Genomic DNA, 17252 nt, shown 5'->3' on the forward strand with positions numbered 1-17252 from the left:
AGGGCCTCAGGCCCGGAAGGAGCGGCAATGGTCAAGGCCACTGTCTTGAACGACGCATTCACAGCCAACCCCGGGGAACCCATTCCCAAGTCAACAACCAGCACGCCCGGTCAGACCGAAGTCTCGTTCCGCCTGTGGGCCCGGGACGGACACAAGACGGGTATCTGGGAGGTTACGCCCGGAGTTTTCAAGAGCACTCGCCCCGGCTATGACGAGATCTGCCAGATCCTCAGTGGCAAGGGAACCATAACGGAGGAAGACGGGAACAGCTTTGACATTGGTCCTGGTACGTTGTTCGTGACACCGGCCGGTTGGACGGGTACATGGACAATTCACGAGACGCTGCGGAAAATGTGGGTTGTGACTGACGTCCCCACGAAATAGAAGGCAAAGGGAAAGGCCCGGTTCGCAATGAGCCGGGCCTTTTCCATCATGACGTGAAATCCATAAAGCCTAAGCGGTTATGCCGGTTACTTCCGGCCTGGGAGTAAGGTCCTCTATGGCCTTTTGCATGTGGCGTTTGATGGCCTCCTGAAGGCCATTTCGATCACGTGCCTCGAGCAGGTCCAGGATCATCTGGTGTTCCTGAACAAGTGCATCAATGCGCGGATACGCCACCTCAAGGGAGAGGATGCACATCCTGGATTCGGCAGCAAGGGTCTCGTAGATACGGATTAGCCGCGTGTTCCCTGTTCCGGACACAAAGGCCGTGTGGAACTGCATATCCAGCCGGGCAATAGCCTGCCAATCCGACGCCGCGACCTGTTTGGCCATGTTTCGGATGATGCCCTTGAGTTCCCTGCACGTATCAGTCACCTGATCCGGCTTGGAGTCCAGAAGTGTATTGGCGGCGGCGAGCTCCACTGCTTCGCGTACTGCGTAGATCTCCCGGATGTCTTCTGCGGAGAGCTCCAGGACGAAAACGCCACGATTGCGCTTGCTCACCAGGATGCCTTCCTGGCACAGTCGCTGCAGGGCTTCGCGGAGCGGACCCCTGGACGTGCTGAGCTGGCTGGCAAGCGCTGATTCATTGACCTGCTGCCCAGGGCTGAAAGCTCCCTGCACAATCAGCTCACGTAATTGGTCAGCAATCAGCTGCGCCGTGGGCCGGCCCTCCAAAACGAACATTCCCTCCGGTGCCGCCATTGACATCCCCTCATTCCATGCTTCGGCAAGTTGAATCTATTAGACCGCTGCTGCGGTGTACTTGTATTCCAAAAACTCGTCAATCCCAATTTTGCCGCCTTCGCGACCCAACCCGGACTGCTTGACGCCGCCGAACGGTGCGGCGGGATTGGACACCAGTCCGGTGTTCAAGCCAACCATTCCCACCTCCAGGTCGGCGGAGAACCGCAGAGCTTTGTCCATGCTCTCGGTGAACACATACCCCACCAGGCCCCACTCAGTATCGTTGGCCAGTCGGAGGACTTCGTCTTCGCTGTCGAACGGTGTGATCGCCGCGACCGGACCGAAGATTTCCGTCGACATCAGAGTGGCCTCCTTGGGAACATCCATCAGCACGGTGGGGGAGTAGAAGTACCCCGGGCCTTCCGGACGGCTTCCTCCGGTCAGAATCCGCGCACCCTTGGAGACTGCATCTGCGACAAGGCTTTCGACCTTATCCAGGCCTTTCTGCTCAATAAGGGGTCCGACGTCGGTCCCCGCCAAAGCGCCATTGCCTACTTGCAATTCTGACATCTTTTTCGAGAACTTCTCGCCAAATTCTTCCACTACGGAGCGGTGGACGAAGAAGCGGTTGGCGGCGGTGCAGGCTTCTCCCATGTTCCGCATCTTGGCTTTCATGGCTCCGTCGACCGCCTTCTCGATGTCCGCGTCGGCCAGCACAATGAAGGGGGCGTTTCCGCCGAGCTCCATGGAGGAACGCATCACGTTGTCGGCAGCTTGCCGCAGCAGGATCTTTCCCACCTCAGTGGAACCAGTGAAGCTGATCTTGCGGGCGATCCCGCTGTCCGTCCACGTCCGGACCACGCTGGAAGCGCTCGACGTCGTCACAACGTTCAGCACGCCGTCGGGAAGTCCTGCTTCCTTGAAGATGGCAGCGAGCGCCAAGGATGTGAGGGGCGTCAGCTCCGCCGGCTTGAACACCATGGTGCATCCTGCAGCAACGGCAGGAGCGATTTTGCGAGCACCCATGGCGAGGGGGAAGTTCCAGGGGGTCACCAGCACGGAAGGCCCTACTGGTTCCTTGGTGATGAGGATGCGGGTGTTGCCATCCACGGAGGTGGCGTTGTCGCCACCAATCCTGACAGCTTCCTCCGAAAACCAGCGGAGCATCTCGGCGCCATAGGCCACCTCGCCCTTTGCCTCCGCCAGGGGTTTCCCCATCTCGGCTGTCATGATTGCTGCCAGTTGGTCCGTATTTGCAATGACGAGGTCGAAGGCGCGGCGGAGGATGTCCGCCCGTTCGCGGGGAGTGGATTTGCCCCACGCTGCCTGTGCCCGCCCGGCGGCCTCAATGGCCGAGGCGGCATCATCGGGACCGCCGTCCGCGACGTGGGCGATGACTTCGTTCGTGGCGGGGTTCTCTACTGCAAACGTGGCACCACTGGCGGCCGGCTGCCAGTGACCAGCGATGAACAGGTCCGTTTGCAGTGAGCTGGGATCAAATGAGTGGGACATGGTGGCTCTTTCAGTAATCAAGGGGACTAGGAGGTGGCCGACTTCAGCGCTTGCGAGAAACGGGACAAGCCGACCTGGATCTCGTCACTGCTGACGTTCAACGCCGGGATGAGGCGGATGACGTTGCCGTGCGGCCCGCAGGTGAGGAGCAGGAGTTCTTCCTTGATGGCTGCCTGTTGGACCGCCAGCGCAGTTGCGGCATCAGGGGTCTTGTCCGCTGCCGTGAATTCGACGCCTTGCATCAGGCCCCGGCCGCGGACGTTGCCGATTCCGCTGAACTCGCCTTGGAGGGTCTCCAGCCCTGCACGTAGTTCGTCACCGCGGTGAAGAGCGTTTTCCACGAGGTTTTCGCGTTTGATGACGCCCAGGGTGGCGACGCCGGCTGCTGCTGCGACGGCGTTCCCTCCGTAGGTTCCGCCCTGTGAGCCCGGCCAGGCCTTGCCCATGAGTTCTGCGGAGGCGGCGATTGCCGAGATGGGAAAGCCGCTCGCCAGCCCCTTGGCGGTGATGACGACGTCGGGCGTTATCCCCGCCCAGTTGTGTCCCCAGAACTTGCCGGTGCGGCCGACGCCAGCCTGGACTTCGTCAAGGATAAGCACGATGCCATGCTTATCCGCGCGCTCTCGCAGTCCTTGGAGGAAGGCGATGGGGGTGGGGATGTAGCCCCCGTCGCCGAGGACTGGTTCGATGATGAAGCCGGCCGTGTCGCTTGGGGCGCTGATGGTCAGCAGGAGGTGGTCCAGTTCCTTGAGCGCGAATTCGACGGCGGTGGCTTCGTCCCAGCCATACCGGTACCAATGCGGGAACGGGGCTACATGGACGCCACCCATGATGGGGGAGAAGCCTGAACGGAACTTGGTTCCGGCTGTCGTGAGCGACGCCGCGGCGACGGTCCGACCGTGGAACCCTCCCTGGAAGGAGATGATGTTGGGCTTGCCGGTGGCCATGCGGGCCAAGCGGATGGAGGCTTCTACTGCTTCGGAACCGGAAGTAGCGTAGAAGACGCTGTCCAAGCCCGGGGGCAATACGGCACCCAGCAGCTCGGTGAGTTCCAACAGCGGTTTGTGCATGACAGTGGTGTATTGCGCATGGACAATCCTGCCCACCTGTTCGCGGGCTGCGGCAACAACATCCGGGTGGCAATGACCGGTGCTGGTGACTCCAATGCCGGTGGTGAAATCAAGGTACCTTTTGCCGTCGGTGGCGTGGATCCAACTACCGGACGCATGGTCCACGACCACTGGAGTGGCCTGCTTCAGGATGGGGCTGAGTGTTGCCATGGCTTCATACTTTCTTAGGAACTGTAGATTGTCAACAATACGCGATATTGAGGGGTGCTTCTGACCGATGCGAAGCTCGCTAGCGCTCCTGAAACCTCTCCGGGCGAAGGAAGTCCAGGCCGTCGAACCAGCGTTTACCGAGTGCTTCGCTGGCTGCAATTTCTCCGTAGCCCGAAGCCATTTTGAAACCGGCCCCCGAGAAGCCGGTGGCTGAGTAGATCCTGCTGGAGCCGCCGAGGAAACCCATTAGGGGATGTGAATCGGAGGTGTAGAGGTCCGGGAACGCATCAGAGCGTACGATGCTTGGATTCAACCCCGGGAAGAATTCCGAAACTGTCTCGGTGGTCTCTCTGATCTCCGCCGTGCTGAGTTCGCGGGGTACTGAATCGGCAGCGGGTGTTGGTGCCCCGCGACCGTCCAGCGTAGCTTTGACGGTTACGCCGTCCACTGCCGGTGCGCCATACATGGAGCGGTCACCCGAAATCCTGATGAAGATCGGGAACTTCTCCGGGGCGAACTGTTCGGCGTCACGGGCGACGAACCACGTGAGGAAGATCCGCCTGGTTTCCGTGTGGGCCTTGAGGTACTCGGGCATGAGCTGCTTGGACCAGGCGCCCGAGGCGACGATGACCCGGTCGAAAGTCCAGGAGTCGGCACCGGAAGTGAGAACGACGCCGTCGTCGGTCTCGGTGATGCTCTCAATAGGAGTGTTGGTCTTGACTGTTGCGCCGTTGGATTCCGCTGCCGTGATGGCCGCGGTGATGGCGCGGTCGGTTCGCAGAGCGCCGGCGAAGGGGTCGTAGACGGCGACGTCGTCGGCGCGGAGGTTGTGCTGCGGGTAGCGTTCGGCCATCTCCTCACGACTTAAGACCTGGTGGGCGGCACCTGTGATTCGTGTCGTCTCGAGCAGGCTGCGGAGGTAGGGTCCGTCGTTTGTGCCGATGGAGAGTCCGCCGCAGCGGGTGAGGACGCTTTGCCCGGTCTCTGCTTCGAGTTCTGCCCATAGTTCGCGGGAACGTTCCAAAATGGGGTAGTAGGCGGGGTTTCCGCGATAAATCATACGGAAGAGCCGTGTGTCTCCGCCGGCTGCACTGCGCGAGTGGGCAGGAGCATGGGCTTCGAATCCCACCACCGAATCGGACAGCCGCGAGGCTTGCCATAGTGCCATGCTTCCGATGCTGCCAAGGCCAATGACTGCTAGCTTTCCATCCATGGCTTACAGCACCTGCTTAAGGAAGGTCTGGGTACGGGGTTCTTTGGGGTCGGTGAGTATTTGGCGTGCGTCGCCGCGTTCTACAACGAAGCCTTCATCCATGAAGAGCAGGGTGTCTGCAACTTCACGGGCGAAGCCCATTTCGTGGGTGACAACCACCATGGTCATGCCTTTTTTGGCGAGGTCCTGCATGACGCTGAGGACTTCTCCAACTTTTTCGGGGTCCAGGGCGCTGGTTGGTTCGTCGAAAAGGATGATTTCGGGATCCATTGCCAGGGAGCGGGCGATCGCCACGCGTTGTTGCTGCCCGCCGGAGAGCTCGGCGGGGTAGCGGTCGCCGAAGGCTCCAAGGCCGACGCTGGTGAGCAGATCCTGGGCACGTTTCGCGGATTGCTTCTTGTCGGCGCCTTTGACCAGGACTGGTCCGGACATGACGTTCTGACGCGCAGTCATGTTGGGGAAGAGGTTGAATTGTTGGAAGACCATACCGACACGGGTGCGCTGTTCGGCCAGTTTCTTGGGTGGCAAGGCGTGGTAGGCGTTGTCCGTTTCGTAGTAGCCAAAGTCTTCACCGTTGACCTTGAGCACTCCGGAGTCGACGGTTTCAAGGCCGTTGATGCAGCGCAGGAGGGTGGATTTGCCGGAGCCGCTGGGGCCGATGATGCAGCAGATTTCACCGCTGGAGATGTCGAGGTCGATATCGTGAAGGACCGTTTTGGGTCCGAAGGATTTCCGGATTCGGCGGGCGTGGATGGTGCCGTCGTTGCTCATCGTGCGATTCCTTCCGGTGCGGTCAGTACGACTTTCCTGGCCTTGCGGGGGACCTTGGCGGAGGTGTGGGAGTATTTCTGCTCGAGCTTGGACTGCGGGTAGCTCAGCAACAGCGTCATCACGAGGTACCAGAGGCTGGCCACGATCAGCAGCGGAATGGTCTCGTAGGTGCGTGCGTAGATGAGCTGGGCGCTCTGGAGAAGTTCGGCTACTCCGAGGACGGAGACCAAGGAGGTTTCCTTGAACATGCCGATCACCTGGTTGCCGGTGGCGGGGATGATGGAGGGCATGGCCTGGGGAATGATGACTTTTCGCATTTTCATGGATGCGCTCATGCCCAGGGAGTCGGCAGCTTCAATCTGTCCCTTGCCGACCGAAGAGAATCCGCCGCGGATGATTTCGGCCATGTAGGCCGCTTCGTTCAAGGTCAGGCCGATCAGGGCTGCGGTGATCGGGCCCATGAGGGCGTTGGTGTCGATCGCCGTGCCGATGTCGGTGAAGGGGATACCGATGGTCAGGTTCGGATAGAGGGCTGCGATGTTGAACCAGAAAATCAGCTGGACCAGGACAGGGGTGCCGCGGAACAGGGTAATGAAGAGACCTGCCGTGGCCGCGATGGGCTTGATTTTCGAGGACCTCATGATGGCAATGACCAAGCCCAGGAGGGTACCCAGCACCATGCTGGCCACGGTGAGGAAGATGGTGAGCATCAGCCCGCGAAGGATTGCCTCGTGGGTGAAGTACTTCGCCACGACGTCCCATTTGAAGTTCGGGTTCGTCGCTACGGAGGCCAGGATGCCCAAGCCAAGAACAATGCAGAGGACCCATGCGACGTACTCAAACGTGCTCCTGCGACGAATTCGAGGTTTGAGTGTCGCGTCCATACCGTTCATTGCCGGTTTGCTTCTCTCAATAGTTGCTTGTCTCATCGGTGAACCCGCTAGTTCAACTTGGCGTCAGTGATGGCGCCGGACTCAAGTCCCCAAGTCTCCAGCGATTTCTTGTACTCCGGGCTGTTCAGGACTGACTGGATGGCTGCCTGAAGAGCAGGGGTCAGGGGTGAGCCCTTCTTGACGCCGATGGCGGTAAGGTCGCTGGCGCCGACGTCAACCTGCGGGGTCAGGATGGTGAAGGCGTTGGGCTGCTGCTTCCCGGCCCACGCAAGCGAGGTGGTGTCATAGAAGATTCCGTCGATGCGCTTGGACGCCAGCTGAGTCAGGGCTTCCTGGACGTTGGGCAGTGTCACTGCGTTGATCGCCGGTTGTCCCTTGGAAGTGCAGGTTTGCTCGCTGAGGGCCGGGACGCGCTTAAGCTGGCCCGTCGAACCTTGGGTAACGGCAATGTTCTTGCCGCACAGGGTTTCGTTGGTGAGCTTCAGTGGGTTACCAGCGGCCACGGCCACGGAACTGCCGGCCTTGAAGTAGTCGATCATGTCCAGCACCTTCAACCGCTCGTCCGTTTTGGACATGGTCGTGGCGGTGAAGTCGTAGCGCCCACCATCCAGGCCGGGAACGATGGTGTCGAACTTCGTGTCCTGGAACTTCAGTTTCAGCCCGAGCTTCTTGGCTACCAGGCGGGCGATGTCGGGGTTCAAGCCGATGGCAGTCGAGTTGTCCTCGGCCAGGAAGGTTGTCGGCGGGTAATGAAGGTCCATTGCTACCGTCAGTTCACCTTTGTCCTTATAGGATGCAGGCAAGAGGCTCACAGCTTTTTCGTCGGGCTGGACGCCCTCGGAGATGTCGGTGGTGCTGGCTGCTTTGCTGCTGCCTGCAGAGTCGCTGTTGGCGGTGCCGCCACATGCGCTCAGTGCCAGCAGAACGGCAAGCCCGGCGGCGGCAGTCTGAGCCTTGGTGCGAATCTTCATAGTGCTTCCCTTCGAGGGGTAGGGCGGTGGGGAGGGGGAGTCTTGAGTTGAAATGTGATCCGGATCTCTCCGTCATCTACTGCAATGCAACCCCCTCAACAGTAGATTGTCAACAATTTACAGAAACTTTTTCCCCGATTCGGCAGATGAGAATCATTCTGTTCTTCCGGTTAAAACTGTTGACAATTGACAATTTTGCACCCTAGAGTCGAGGTATCGCTCGAGCAGCTCCCAACCCGCCCGCCCGGACATGCGGCGGACGCAGCCCGCTCGACACCTTTACATGGGGCCAACGCCCGCTTCAATCTCCCGACAAGAAACGGAATCGACATGGCAGAGACCAATTCCCGGCCGAAGTACATCTCCTTTGACATCTACGGCACGCTGATCAACTTCGACATCGATCCCACCACCCGGCGTTTGCTCGACGGGCGTATCTCTGAAGAGCAGTGGCCGACGTTCAAGAAGCAGTTCCGCGGATACAGGTTTGACGAGGTCCTGGGGAACTTCAAGCCATATGAGCAGATCCTTCAGGATTCTTTTGATCGAGTGTGCAAGCGCTGGGGCATTGGACCCACCGAAGGTGCCGGCGCAGCGTTTGCCGAGGCTGTCCGTGGCTGGGGCGCCCACGACGACGTGCCGGCCCCACTCAAGCTCATGGGGGACAACTACCAGCTCGTGGCCCTCTCGAACGCTGACGATAGCTTCCTCGACATCAGCATTCCCAAACTCGGCGCTAACTTCCACGCCGTCCTGACCGCTGAGCAGGCCCAGGCCTACAAGCCGCGTTACCAGGCCTTCGAGTACATGCTTGACACCCTGAATGCCAAGCCGGAGGACTTCCTGCACATCTCTTCCCACACGCGGTACGACATGCATCCCATGCACGACATGGGCTTCCGTAACCTCTGGATGCTGGACCGCGGCTATGACCCGATTGGTCATGGCTACGACCTCAGCACTGCCAAGTCCCTGGACGAGATCAACAAGCACCTCGGTCTCTGAACCGACGTCGAGGCGAAAGGCCAACCCTGTGAAACTTGTTCCCTACTGGCTCGATACTGCAGAGCCCTCCGGCGACTACCGCCGCACTCCGGTCCCGGAAAACGTTGATGTTGCAATTATCGGTGCCGGTTTCACCGGGCTCTCAGCGGCCCTCGAATTCGCCAAGCAAGGCGCCAGCGTGGCAGTGTTCGAACGCCACACTGTTGGCTGGGGCGCATCGGGCCGTAACGGGGGCATGGCAACCACTGGTTTGGCCATTGGCTTCAGCACCGCCGTCAAGCGCTACGGCGCTCCCCGGGCCGTTGAGATGTTCCGTGAGTACAACGACGCCATCGAAACCATCGAGAAGCTGGTGCACGACAACGGTATCGACTGTGACTTCCAGCGGTTCGGCAAGCTCTCTCTGGCGTTCCACAAGTCCCACTACGACGGCTTCCTGAAATCCCAGGAGCTGCTCGCCAACTTGGTAGACCACCACGTAAAGGTCATCCCCAAGTCAGAGATCCACGGCGAAATCGGCACGGACTTCTACCAGGGTGCCATGATGGATCCGCTGGGTGCGGGACTCCACGTAGGAAAGTTCGTGCACGGCCTGGCAAAGGTGGCAGTCGACAACGGCGCAGCCATCTGCGAGAACGCGGGCGTCACAGAGCTGAAGAAGGTCTCGGGCACAGTCCACGACGTCCACACCACACGGGGAATCACCAGGGCCAAGCAGGTGCTGGTCGCCACCAGCGGCTACACGGGCAACGTCACTCCGTGGCTGCAGCGCCGCGTGATCCCGGTGGGCAGCTTCATCATTGTCACAGAGCCCTTGCCCGAAGAGGTGGTGAACCGGATTCTTCCGAACAGGCGCCAGGCGTCCGACAGCAAGATGCTCACCTACTACTTCCGGATTACTCCTGACAACAGGCTGCTGTTCGGAGGCCGCGCGCGCTTTGCCCTGTCCAGCCCGGATTCGGACGTCAAGAGCGCCGAAATCCTGCACAAGGCCATGACTGAGCTCTTCCCGTACCTCTCCAACGCCAAGGTGGACTACATCTGGGGCGGTCTGGTGGATCTCTCCATGGACCAGATGGTCCATGCCGGCCAGCACGACGGCCTCTTCTACTCCCTCTGCTACAGCGGCCACGGTGTTCAAATGGCGGCTCACATGGGTAAGCGAATGGCCCACTACATGGCTGGCGACAAGTCGGCAAATGTGTGGGAAGACCTGAAGAACCCGGCGGTTCCAGGCCATTTCGGCCCGCCATGGTTCCTGCCGTTCATTGGCGGAGCCGCGAAGATCATCGACCGAATCAAGTGACATCCCGCTAGTCAGTCAAGGTAAAGGTTTCCATGAGTTCATCAACAACCGCCGCTGGAGCGCGCCTGAAAACAGCTGGAGAAACGGCCTACAGACGGGCAAACGTTGCGGCGCTTCCCGGTGGCGCGTTCCTCGAAGGCCTGTGGCAGACGGCGGACAGGATGCTGGAAGTACGGGACCCTGAAGACGGCGTGCTGTTGGGCACTGTGTGTTCTTCAACCCCTCAGCAGGTCCGCCGGGCGGTCGCCCACATCCATCGCCACCTCCTGGACGATGAATGGCCTCTCCGTGAACGCCGCGAGGCTCTGGAACGGGCTGCAGTGCTCCTGGCTGGGCAGTCTGGACGGTTTTCGGAGATCATTGCCGCCGAGAGCAGCAAGACCATCAACGAGGCCGAGCGTGAAGTTCGCCGTTGCATCGAGACGTTGCGGCTTTCGGCGGCAGCGTCGAGCGAACTGGTGGGGGAAACTCTCGGCTTTGAGGACAGCATGGCCGGAGCCAACAAGATCGGCTGGTACAGCCGGAAGCCTGTTGGCATCATCGCCGCCATTACGCCCTTCAACGACCCGCTGAACCTCGTGGCACATAAGCTGGGCCCGGCGCTGATCGGAGGCAACGGCGTCGTACTTAAACCCTCAGGCCGCACGCCGCTGACCGGGCTGGCTTTCGTTCAGCTGTTGCTTGAGGCCGGTGTTCCGACAGGTCGCATCGCCGCGATCGTGTCGGGACCCGGGGTGTCCGAAGCGATCGTGACCGACCCCCAGGTGGACCTCATCTCTTTCACCGGCGGGCCGGCCACTGCTGACCGCATTGCTGCCGCCGCAGGAGCAAAGAAGATCCTTTCGGAACTGGGCGGCAACAACGCTACGATCGTCTGCGCCGACGCTGAACCGGCAGCTGCTGCTGAGGCGATCGTCGCCGGGGCATTCGGTGTGGCCGGCCAGAACTGCCTGTCGGTCCAGCGTGTTTACGTCCACATTTCGCTGTTCGACGAAGTCCTTGAAAAGGTACTCACGGGGACCCGCGCGCTCCGTGTCGGAGCGAAGATGGACCGCAGCACCGATATCGGCCCGCTCATCAGCGAAGCGGAGGCCCGGCGGGTGGAGGTATGGGTGGAGGAGGCCAAGGCGGCCGGCGCCACTGTTCGTGTGGGCGGTCAGCGCAACGGCGCCTTCTACCAGCCAACCGTTCTCACCGATGTGCCGGCAGAGGCCCGCGTCATCATTGAGGAAGTGTTTGGCCCCGTGGTCAGCATCATGCCCTTTATCCAGATCTCCGACGCCATCCATGCGGCCAATGCCTCCGAATACGGGCTCCAGGCTGGTGTCTTCACCGAATCCATTGACCTGGCCCTGGCAATTGCCGACAAGCTGCATGTCGGGGCGGTGGTCATCAACGAGACAAGCGACGTCCGGATCGATTCCATGCCGTTTGGCGGGTTCAAGAAGTCCGGAGTGGGCCGTGAAGGCGTCAAGCACGCAGTCCGCGAAATGACCGAGCCCAAGAGCACCATTATCAAACTGGCGGAGCCCGCCACCCGCTGGCAGCAGCTGACGGGCACCTCAGAACGGAACGCATCATGACTACCCACAAAATCGCGGTCATCGCCGGCGACGGCATCGGCAAGGAAGTGGTCCCTGCGGCCATCGAAACCCTTGAGCGAATCGCTGGGATCCATTCCATCAGCCTGAAGTTCACGCACTTCGACTGGGGATCTGACTACTACGCGCTGCACGGGCGGATGATGCCCGTGGACGGTCTCGATCCGCTGGCGCAGCACGACGCCATATTCCTCGGCGCCGTGGGCTCCCCGGAGGTGTCCGATGCTGAATCGCTGTGGGGGCTGTTGATTCCCATTCGCCGCGAATTCCAGCAGTACATCAACCTGCGGCCGGTAAAAACGCTCGACGGCGTGAAGTCGCCTCTGGCCAGCAAGGAACCGATCGATATCCTCATCGTGCGTGAAAACAACGAAGGGGAATACTCGGAGGTCGGTGGACGCATGTACCGTGGCCTGCCGCATGAGGCCGCCGTCCAGGAAACGATCTTCACCCGTTTGGGGGTGTCCCGGGCAGCGCACTACGCCGCCTCGCTCGCGTCCTCCCGCAGGGGCCACCTGACCTCGGCCACCAAGAGCAACGGCATCATCCACACCATGCCCTTTTGGGACGAGGTGGTGGAAGAAACCACCCGCCTCTACCCTGATGTGACGCTCAGCAGCGAACTCGTGGACGCGTTGGCCGCACATTTGGTGTTGAGGCCATGGACATATGACGTTATTGTCGCCTCCAACCTGCTGGGAGACATCCTTTCTGATCTCGGCAGCTCCGTCACCGGTTCCATCGGGGTGGCTCCCAGCGCGAACCTGAATCCCGAAGGAAATTTCCCCTCCCTCTTTGAGCCGGTGCACGGATCTGCTCCGGACATCGCAGGGAAGGGACTGGCAAACCCGGTGGGCCAGATGTGGTCCGGCGCGATGATGCTTCAGCACCTGGGCCACCCGGCAGCCGCAGAGCACTTGCAGTTGGCGTTTGAGTCTGCCCTGCGCGAAGGCTTGGGCACCCGGGACGTTGGGGGACCGTCGTCGACGTCGGAGTTCACGGCGGCGGTTCTGGCCGCCATCGACGACTTGGATGCTGTCAGCCCGGATGCGGGTGCTTCCGAAAAGCCAGCGGCAGCATCGGCGTCGTCATCATGACGATTGCCGCGACCAAGCGGCCAGTCGTCGCTGTGCTCTACCGGGAAGAGCTGCCGCCCCGGCTGAACGAAATCCAGGAACTGGCCGAGGTCCGCCTGAGCAAGGCAGACGGTTTGGCCAAGGCAATTGATGGCGCGGATGTGCTCTATCAATGGCATTCGTTCTCGCCCGCACTGCGCGAGAACTGGGCCGCTGCCTCGTCGCTGAAATGGGTCCATGTTTCAGCGGCGGGCATCAGCGGACTCTTGTTCGATGACCTCATCAACAGCGGGATTGTCTACACGAATTCGCGTGGAGTCCTGAGCCGTGCCATAGCCGAGTTCACGCTGGGGTTCGTCCTGGACATTGCAAAGGACTCGCAGGGTTCGCTGAGGCTTCAGCAGGCCGGGCGTTGGCAGCACCGCATCACACGGAAAATACAGGGCCAGCGTGTACTGGTGGTTGGGACAGGATCCATCGGACGCGAAATCGCGTCCCTGTTTCGAGCAGTGGGCCTGCGTGTCAGCGGCGCCGGACGCAGCAGGAGACCGGGGGATGAGTCCTTCGAAGAGATCCATTCATCGTCGGAACTTTCCTTGGTAGTTCACGATTTCGACTACCTCGTGTTGGCCGCACCCCTGACCGAAGACACCAGGGGCTTGGTGGGCGCCAAAGTCCTCGCTGCCATGAAACCCACCGCCCATCTCATCAACGTTGCCCGCGGGGACCTCGTTCACACCGACGCCTTGGTGCAGGCGCTCGCCTCCGGCTCCATTGCAGGGGCGGCCCTGGATGTAGTTCATCCCGAACCACTGCCAGCGGAGCACCCATTGTGGAGCATGGACAACGTCATTCTCACGCCGCACATGAGTGGCGATACCGAGGACTACCTCGATGACCTCGGTCAGCTGTTTGTCGAGAACCTCTGGCGGTTCAGCCGAGGCTTACCACTGCAGAACATTGTGGACAAGAAGCTCGGGTTCGTCCCGTTTCCCTGAGTCCTTCAACACTCCTCCAATTGACCCGCTACTGAAAGACGCCATCGGTATGCCAACCATTGCCCGGGCTTATGTAGCTTCTTCTCCAACATCGGCCCTTGTGCCCGGCACCGTGGAACGGCGCGATCCCGGTGACTTTGATGTTCGAATTTCCATCAAGTACACGGGGATCTGCCACTCAGACATTCACGCTGCCCGCGGTGAGTGGGCAGGGGTGCACTACCCACTGGTGGTTGGCCACGAGATCGCCGGGGTGGTGGAAGCAGTGGGACGAAAGGTAACCCGTCACCTCGTTGGGGACCGGGTCGGAGTGGGTTGCTTTGTTGATTCCTGCAGGGAATGCGTCAATTGCCGTGAGGGTGAGGAACAATACTGCCTTCAAGGCTCCACCAGCACGTATAACTCGTTCGGACGTGACGGGCTTCCCACTGCCGGCGGCTACAGCACAAGCATTGTTGTTGACGAGAACTATGTTCTGGGGATCCCCGACGGAGTATCCCTTCAAGATGCGGCGCCCCTGATGTGCGCGGGCATCACCATGTACTCCCCGCTCCGTCACTGGCGGGCAGGGCCAAGGACACGTGTGGCCATCATCGGCATGGGCGGTCTGGGCCATCTCGGCGTCAAGATCGCCGCTGCCATGGGGGCCGAGGTGACGGTCCTAAGCCAGTCGCTCAAGAAGCGGGAGGACGCACTCCGGCTCGGCGCCCAGCAGTACTACGCAACATCGGAGCCCGAAACGTTCGAGTACCTCAGAGGCCAACTGGATCTGATCATCAACACAGTCTCAGCGGACATCGATGTTGATGCATATCTGTCTCTGCTGGCCCTTGGCGGCACCATGGTTTTGGTCGGCCTGCCTTCGAAACCATTGAGTCAACGTGCCTGGTCCCTCATTGGCATGCGACGTAACCTGACGGGCTCCAAAATGGGTGGCATCCGACAAACCCAGGAAATGCTGGAATTCTGTGCCGCGAACGGGGTCGGCGCAGAGGTCGAAGTCATTCGCGCCAGCCAGATTAACGAAGCCTTCGAACGGGTACTGGCGAGCGATGTCCGCTACCGCTTCGTCATGGACGCCGCAACGCTTTGAAATGCGATCCGTAGGGTTGAACACATTGGCCGGGAACGGAAGCGCAGGCAATGGCCATTCCCGGGCGGGGTACAGTCCCGGCCGTCGTGTTCCACTCCCGAAGGAAGTGGGGTGGGAACGATGGAACCTTTACTTCTTGGAAGCTTGGGTTTCTGAGTCGCCACGAGGCGGCGTTGGTGGAGCCTGATACGGTCCGTCCCCGGGTGGCGGAGACGCTGGTTCCGGTGCAGTAGCTGCAGGGGAGGTTTTCGGAGCGTCACGCGATTCTGTGCCACGCCCAGGCGGTTCCTCGGCGCCCCACAGGGCCAGCGCGTCGATCGCTTCTCGCAGGGCGAGCCCGCGATCGGTCAGAGCGTAGGCCCTGGTGTTGTGCTTGAGGGGCAGTCGGGACAGCACGCCGGCAGCCTCGAGCTCGCGCAGGCGGGTGGTAAGGATGTTGGTCGGCACGCCGAGGTCGCGCTGCAGATCGCCGTACCGTTGTGGCCCGTCGAGCAATCGCTCCACGATGAGCAGGGCCCACCGTGCTCCGACGATGTCGAGGGACGCGGCGAGATTGCTCACGCTATGGGATCGGCGTCCGGCTTCATCCAAAACGGTGAGTAGTGGTAGCCATCAGGGTCGTCGAATTGGCGCTGGTACATGAAGGGGTAGTCGTCGGTGTCACCGATCCGCCCGCCAGCGGCGCGGGCGCGTTCGATGAGGTCATCCACTGCCTCGCGGCTACTGAGGTCGAAGGAGACGGTGACCTTTGAGGGAGTGTCAGGTCCGCCAACCAATTCCTCGGCGCCGCCGACGCTTGCGTACATCTCGCGGCTGCCGAGCATGACGTACTGATCGGGCGCGATTTCGAAGCAGGACACATTGTGATCGGACATTTTGGTGTTGAGTGTCCAGCCGAGCACGGTGTAGAAGGTGGTGGAACGCTCAACGCTTTCAACGGGGCAGGTGATGAAGAGGCTCATGGGGCCTATACTTGCAAAATGCAAGTGCGACGTCAAGCCTTAATCGTGCTATGACCGAAGTGCAGGAGGTAGTCGAAGGACCTGGTCAACCGGTAGCTTTGGGAATGACGGCGAACTGGACTGGTTCGGGCAGTACGTCCAGCCAGGCAAATTCGAGGCATCGGCGCGACGATGAGGAGCCTGGACATAGGGAAAGCCCCTCGGGGGGGCTTTCAGTGGGAATGGACGTTTTTGCGTGGATTGGTCAGCGGTGATGCGCTCCTCCTCTCCGGGCGAATCCTGCCCATGCCGGTTTCAGTAGCAAGAGGTTAATACCAGCACCGCTTTCTTCGCAAACCATTGTTCCTTGGTGTCCAAAAAGTAGTGTTCACTGGGCCGGAGTCGGTGCCCTGCTGGGTCGCCTTCTGCTTAGCGGTTTTCCTGTGGACTGGTCACCAAGTCTCAGTTCCCTGGGAGAACATCCCGTCTACGGAAACGTCCTCTGGTTCTGCTGCAGGCTCCTCAGTAGTAGCACCACGACGCCTTGGCCTGGTGGCGAAGATTGCCAGGACAACTGAGCCGATGATGGCCAGTGCCCACCAGGGGAAGCCAGGATCCGCGGCCCGGCTGGGCATGGTTTGTGCGCTGTCGCTGGCAGGTGGGTCTATGCGTTCGCCGCGGACGAGCAATCTGTGGGTGTTGATGCCCTTGGGGGTACAGGTCACCAAGGTGACGTAGTCCTTGCCGTCCACCTTGCGCAGGTCATCGGTCTGCTCAGGCAAGACAGTTCGAATTTGGTCGACTTTGTAGTAAATGGTTTCGCCCAGTACGGAAATGCTGAAGACATCGCCCTCGACGACCTCGTTCAGGTGGTCAAAAAGGGTCGCGTTGACGAAGCCGGAGTGTGCGGTCAAGACACTGTGTGTGCTGGTACCGCCTACCGGGAGTGCGGATCCGAAGAGGTGCCCCGCGCCTTTGGCCAGGGTATCTTCGTCCGTGCCATGGAAGATGGGCAGGTCGGCGTGGATGGAGGGGATGCTGATACGGCCCATCATTCCGCCCGGTCCGACAGCGAGTAGCTTTTTGTAGGCTTCCGAGCCGGCTCCGATGACTGCCTGTTCGCCTTTTTCATTCAGTGAATACGGGTCGCGCAGCGGCCCCGAGGGCAGTTCGGCGTTGAATTGACGCGCTTCATCCAGGAGGGCGGCTTGGGCCGAAGGAGCGATGTCATTGACCGCGTCGACATAGCCGCTGATCTCAGTGGCGTGCACCCGGTCCGAAAACCATGCCGCCGCCGTCGGATACAGCAGGATTCCTACGCCAATGACAGCAGTCAGGACGATGACCAGCCGCTGCCAGGTCCAGTTTTTGATCACGGGTTCTCTTCGCCGTCGAGGCCGGGATTTGAGCATGGTCATCGGAACGTCCTGGGGGAGGTGTGGAGGTGGATAGGGGCGCCTGTGG

At 60.7% G+C, this 17252-nt stretch carries 16 protein-coding genes and 1 pseudogene; 7 read left to right on the top strand and 10 right to left on the bottom strand.

Features of this window, described 5'->3' with window-relative positions; genetic code table 11:
- The first annotated feature begins 27 nt into the window (after positions 1 to 27).
- Positions 28 to 384 carry a cupin domain-containing protein gene (locus tag AB0N72_RS01575; protein ID WP_363931537.1) on the top strand — a complete coding sequence of 119 codons (357 nt, stop codon included), beginning with the start codon at positions 28 to 30 and terminating at the stop codon, positions 382 to 384.
- 69 nt (positions 385 to 453) lie between these two features.
- Here AB0N72_RS01575 and AB0N72_RS01580 read toward each other — a convergent pair whose 3' ends face one another.
- The 7 genes from AB0N72_RS01580 to AB0N72_RS01610 form a co-directional block, all read right to left on the bottom strand.
- The gene (locus AB0N72_RS01580; RefSeq protein ID WP_363931538.1) at positions 454 to 1146 is read right to left on the bottom strand and encodes a GntR family transcriptional regulator; all 693 of its coding nucleotides are present in this window, start codon (positions 1144 to 1146) and stop codon (positions 454 to 456) included.
- A gap of 39 nt (positions 1147 to 1185) precedes the next feature.
- On the bottom strand, positions 1186 to 2640 hold the full coding sequence (locus AB0N72_RS01585; RefSeq protein ID WP_363931539.1) for an NAD-dependent succinate-semialdehyde dehydrogenase: 1455 nt from the start codon (positions 2638 to 2640) through the stop codon (positions 1186 to 1188).
- Positions 2641 to 2666: 26 nt separating this feature from the next.
- Positions 2667 to 3920: an aspartate aminotransferase family protein gene (locus AB0N72_RS01590; protein ID WP_363931540.1), complete on the bottom strand. Its 1254-nt coding sequence runs from the start codon at positions 3918 to 3920 to the stop codon at positions 2667 to 2669.
- 79 nt (positions 3921 to 3999) lie between these two features.
- Positions 4000 to 5133: an N-methyl-L-tryptophan oxidase gene (solA, locus tag AB0N72_RS01595; protein ID WP_363931541.1), complete on the bottom strand. Its 1134-nt coding sequence runs from the start codon at positions 5131 to 5133 to the stop codon at positions 4000 to 4002.
- A 3-nt stretch (positions 5134 to 5136) separates the two neighbouring features.
- Complete coding sequence (locus AB0N72_RS01600; RefSeq protein WP_363931542.1) at positions 5137 to 5904, bottom strand: amino acid ABC transporter ATP-binding protein; 768 nt, start codon at positions 5902 to 5904, stop codon at positions 5137 to 5139.
- Positions 5901 to 6797, bottom strand: a complete 897-nt coding sequence (locus AB0N72_RS01605) for an amino acid ABC transporter permease (RefSeq protein ID WP_363931544.1) — start codon at positions 6795 to 6797, stop codon at positions 5901 to 5903. The genes AB0N72_RS01600 and AB0N72_RS01605 overlap by 4 nt, the downstream gene beginning before the upstream one ends.
- A gap of 47 nt (positions 6798 to 6844) precedes the next feature.
- Positions 6845 to 7768 (bottom strand): ABC transporter substrate-binding protein, encoded by a 924-nt coding sequence (locus AB0N72_RS01610; RefSeq protein WP_363931547.1) that lies wholly within the window; start codon positions 7766 to 7768, stop codon positions 6845 to 6847.
- A gap of 330 nt (positions 7769 to 8098) precedes the next feature.
- Here AB0N72_RS01610 and AB0N72_RS01615 point away from each other — a divergent pair, with 330 nt between their 5' ends.
- The 6 genes from AB0N72_RS01615 to AB0N72_RS01640 are packed head-to-tail and all read left to right on the top strand — an operon-like array spanning position 8099 to position 14847.
- Complete coding sequence (locus tag AB0N72_RS01615; protein ID WP_363931548.1) at positions 8099 to 8773, top strand: haloacid dehalogenase type II; 675 nt, start codon at positions 8099 to 8101, stop codon at positions 8771 to 8773.
- 28 nt (positions 8774 to 8801) lie between these two features.
- On the top strand, positions 8802 to 10079 hold the full coding sequence (locus AB0N72_RS01620) for an FAD-binding oxidoreductase (RefSeq protein ID WP_363931549.1): 1278 nt from the start codon (positions 8802 to 8804) through the stop codon (positions 10077 to 10079).
- A 32-nt stretch (positions 10080 to 10111) separates the two neighbouring features.
- Positions 10112 to 11662, top strand: a complete 1551-nt coding sequence (locus AB0N72_RS01625) for an aldehyde dehydrogenase family protein (RefSeq protein WP_363931550.1) — start codon at positions 10112 to 10114, stop codon at positions 11660 to 11662.
- Positions 11659 to 12777: a tartrate dehydrogenase gene (locus tag AB0N72_RS01630; protein WP_363931551.1), complete on the top strand. Its 1119-nt coding sequence runs from the start codon at positions 11659 to 11661 to the stop codon at positions 12775 to 12777. Before AB0N72_RS01625 ends, AB0N72_RS01630 begins: the two co-directional genes overlap by 4 nt.
- Positions 12774 to 13754 (top strand): D-2-hydroxyacid dehydrogenase, encoded by a 981-nt coding sequence (locus tag AB0N72_RS01635; RefSeq protein WP_363931553.1) that lies wholly within the window; start codon positions 12774 to 12776, stop codon positions 13752 to 13754. Before AB0N72_RS01630 ends, AB0N72_RS01635 begins: the two co-directional genes overlap by 4 nt.
- A gap of 49 nt (positions 13755 to 13803) precedes the next feature.
- Positions 13804 to 14847, top strand: coding sequence for an NAD(P)-dependent alcohol dehydrogenase (locus tag AB0N72_RS01640; protein WP_363931554.1), 1044 nt, complete (start codon positions 13804 to 13806; stop codon positions 14845 to 14847).
- A gap of 276 nt (positions 14848 to 15123) precedes the next feature.
- On the opposite strand, the pseudogene AB0N72_RS01645 reads toward AB0N72_RS01640, so the two are convergent.
- The 3 genes and pseudogenes from AB0N72_RS01645 to AB0N72_RS01655 form a co-directional block, all read right to left on the bottom strand.
- Positions 15124 to 15408: pseudogene (locus AB0N72_RS01645) on the bottom strand (helix-turn-helix domain-containing protein); the annotation flags it as partial.
- On the bottom strand, positions 15405 to 15809 hold the full coding sequence (locus AB0N72_RS01650; protein WP_363931555.1) for a VOC family protein: 405 nt from the start codon (positions 15807 to 15809) through the stop codon (positions 15405 to 15407). The pseudogene AB0N72_RS01645 and the gene AB0N72_RS01650, both read right to left, overlap by 4 nt.
- Positions 15810 to 16240: 431 nt before the next feature.
- Positions 16241 to 17164, bottom strand: a complete 924-nt coding sequence (locus tag AB0N72_RS01655; protein ID WP_363931557.1) for a class C sortase — start codon at positions 17162 to 17164, stop codon at positions 16241 to 16243.
- Positions 17165 to 17252 lie beyond the last annotated feature (88 nt).

This window comes from Paenarthrobacter sp. NPDC089307 (assembly GCF_040685055.1).
Lineage (GTDB): Bacteria > Actinomycetota > Actinomycetes > Actinomycetales > Micrococcaceae > Arthrobacter.

Excerpts from the sequence above, each read along its gene's own strand:
- AB0N72_RS01575 (WP_363931537.1), top strand. The coding sequence starts at position 28 with ATGGTCAAGGCCACTGTCTTGAACGACGCATTCACAGCCAACCCCGGG.
- AB0N72_RS01590 (WP_363931540.1), bottom strand. The coding sequence starts at position 3,920 with ATGGCAACACTCAGCCCCATCCTGAAGCAGGCCACTCCAGTGGTCGTG.
- AB0N72_RS01625 (WP_363931550.1), top strand. The coding sequence starts at position 10,112 with ATGAGTTCATCAACAACCGCCGCTGGAGCGCGCCTGAAAACAGCTGGA.
- AB0N72_RS01615 (WP_363931548.1), top strand. The coding sequence starts at position 8,099 with ATGGCAGAGACCAATTCCCGGCCGAAGTACATCTCCTTTGACATCTAC.
- AB0N72_RS01585 (WP_363931539.1), bottom strand. The coding sequence starts at position 2,640 with ATGTCCCACTCATTTGATCCCAGCTCACTGCAAACGGACCTGTTCATC.
- AB0N72_RS01635 (WP_363931553.1), top strand. The coding sequence starts at position 12,774 with ATGACGATTGCCGCGACCAAGCGGCCAGTCGTCGCTGTGCTCTACCGG.
- AB0N72_RS01610 (WP_363931547.1), bottom strand. The coding sequence starts at position 7,768 with ATGAAGATTCGCACCAAGGCTCAGACTGCCGCCGCCGGGCTTGCCGTT.
- AB0N72_RS01580 (WP_363931538.1), bottom strand. The coding sequence starts at position 1,146 with ATGGCGGCACCGGAGGGAATGTTCGTTTTGGAGGGCCGGCCCACGGCG.
- AB0N72_RS01600 (WP_363931542.1), bottom strand. The coding sequence starts at position 5,904 with ATGAGCAACGACGGCACCATCCACGCCCGCCGAATCCGGAAATCCTTC.
- AB0N72_RS01630 (WP_363931551.1), top strand. The coding sequence starts at position 11,659 with ATGACTACCCACAAAATCGCGGTCATCGCCGGCGACGGCATCGGCAAG.
- AB0N72_RS01640 (WP_363931554.1), top strand. The coding sequence starts at position 13,804 with ATGCCAACCATTGCCCGGGCTTATGTAGCTTCTTCTCCAACATCGGCC.
- AB0N72_RS01605 (WP_363931544.1), bottom strand. The coding sequence starts at position 6,797 with ATGAACGGTATGGACGCGACACTCAAACCTCGAATTCGTCGCAGGAGC.
- solA (WP_363931541.1), bottom strand. The coding sequence starts at position 5,133 with ATGGATGGAAAGCTAGCAGTCATTGGCCTTGGCAGCATCGGAAGCATG.
- AB0N72_RS01650 (WP_363931555.1), bottom strand. The coding sequence starts at position 15,809 with ATGAGCCTCTTCATCACCTGCCCCGTTGAAAGCGTTGAGCGTTCCACC.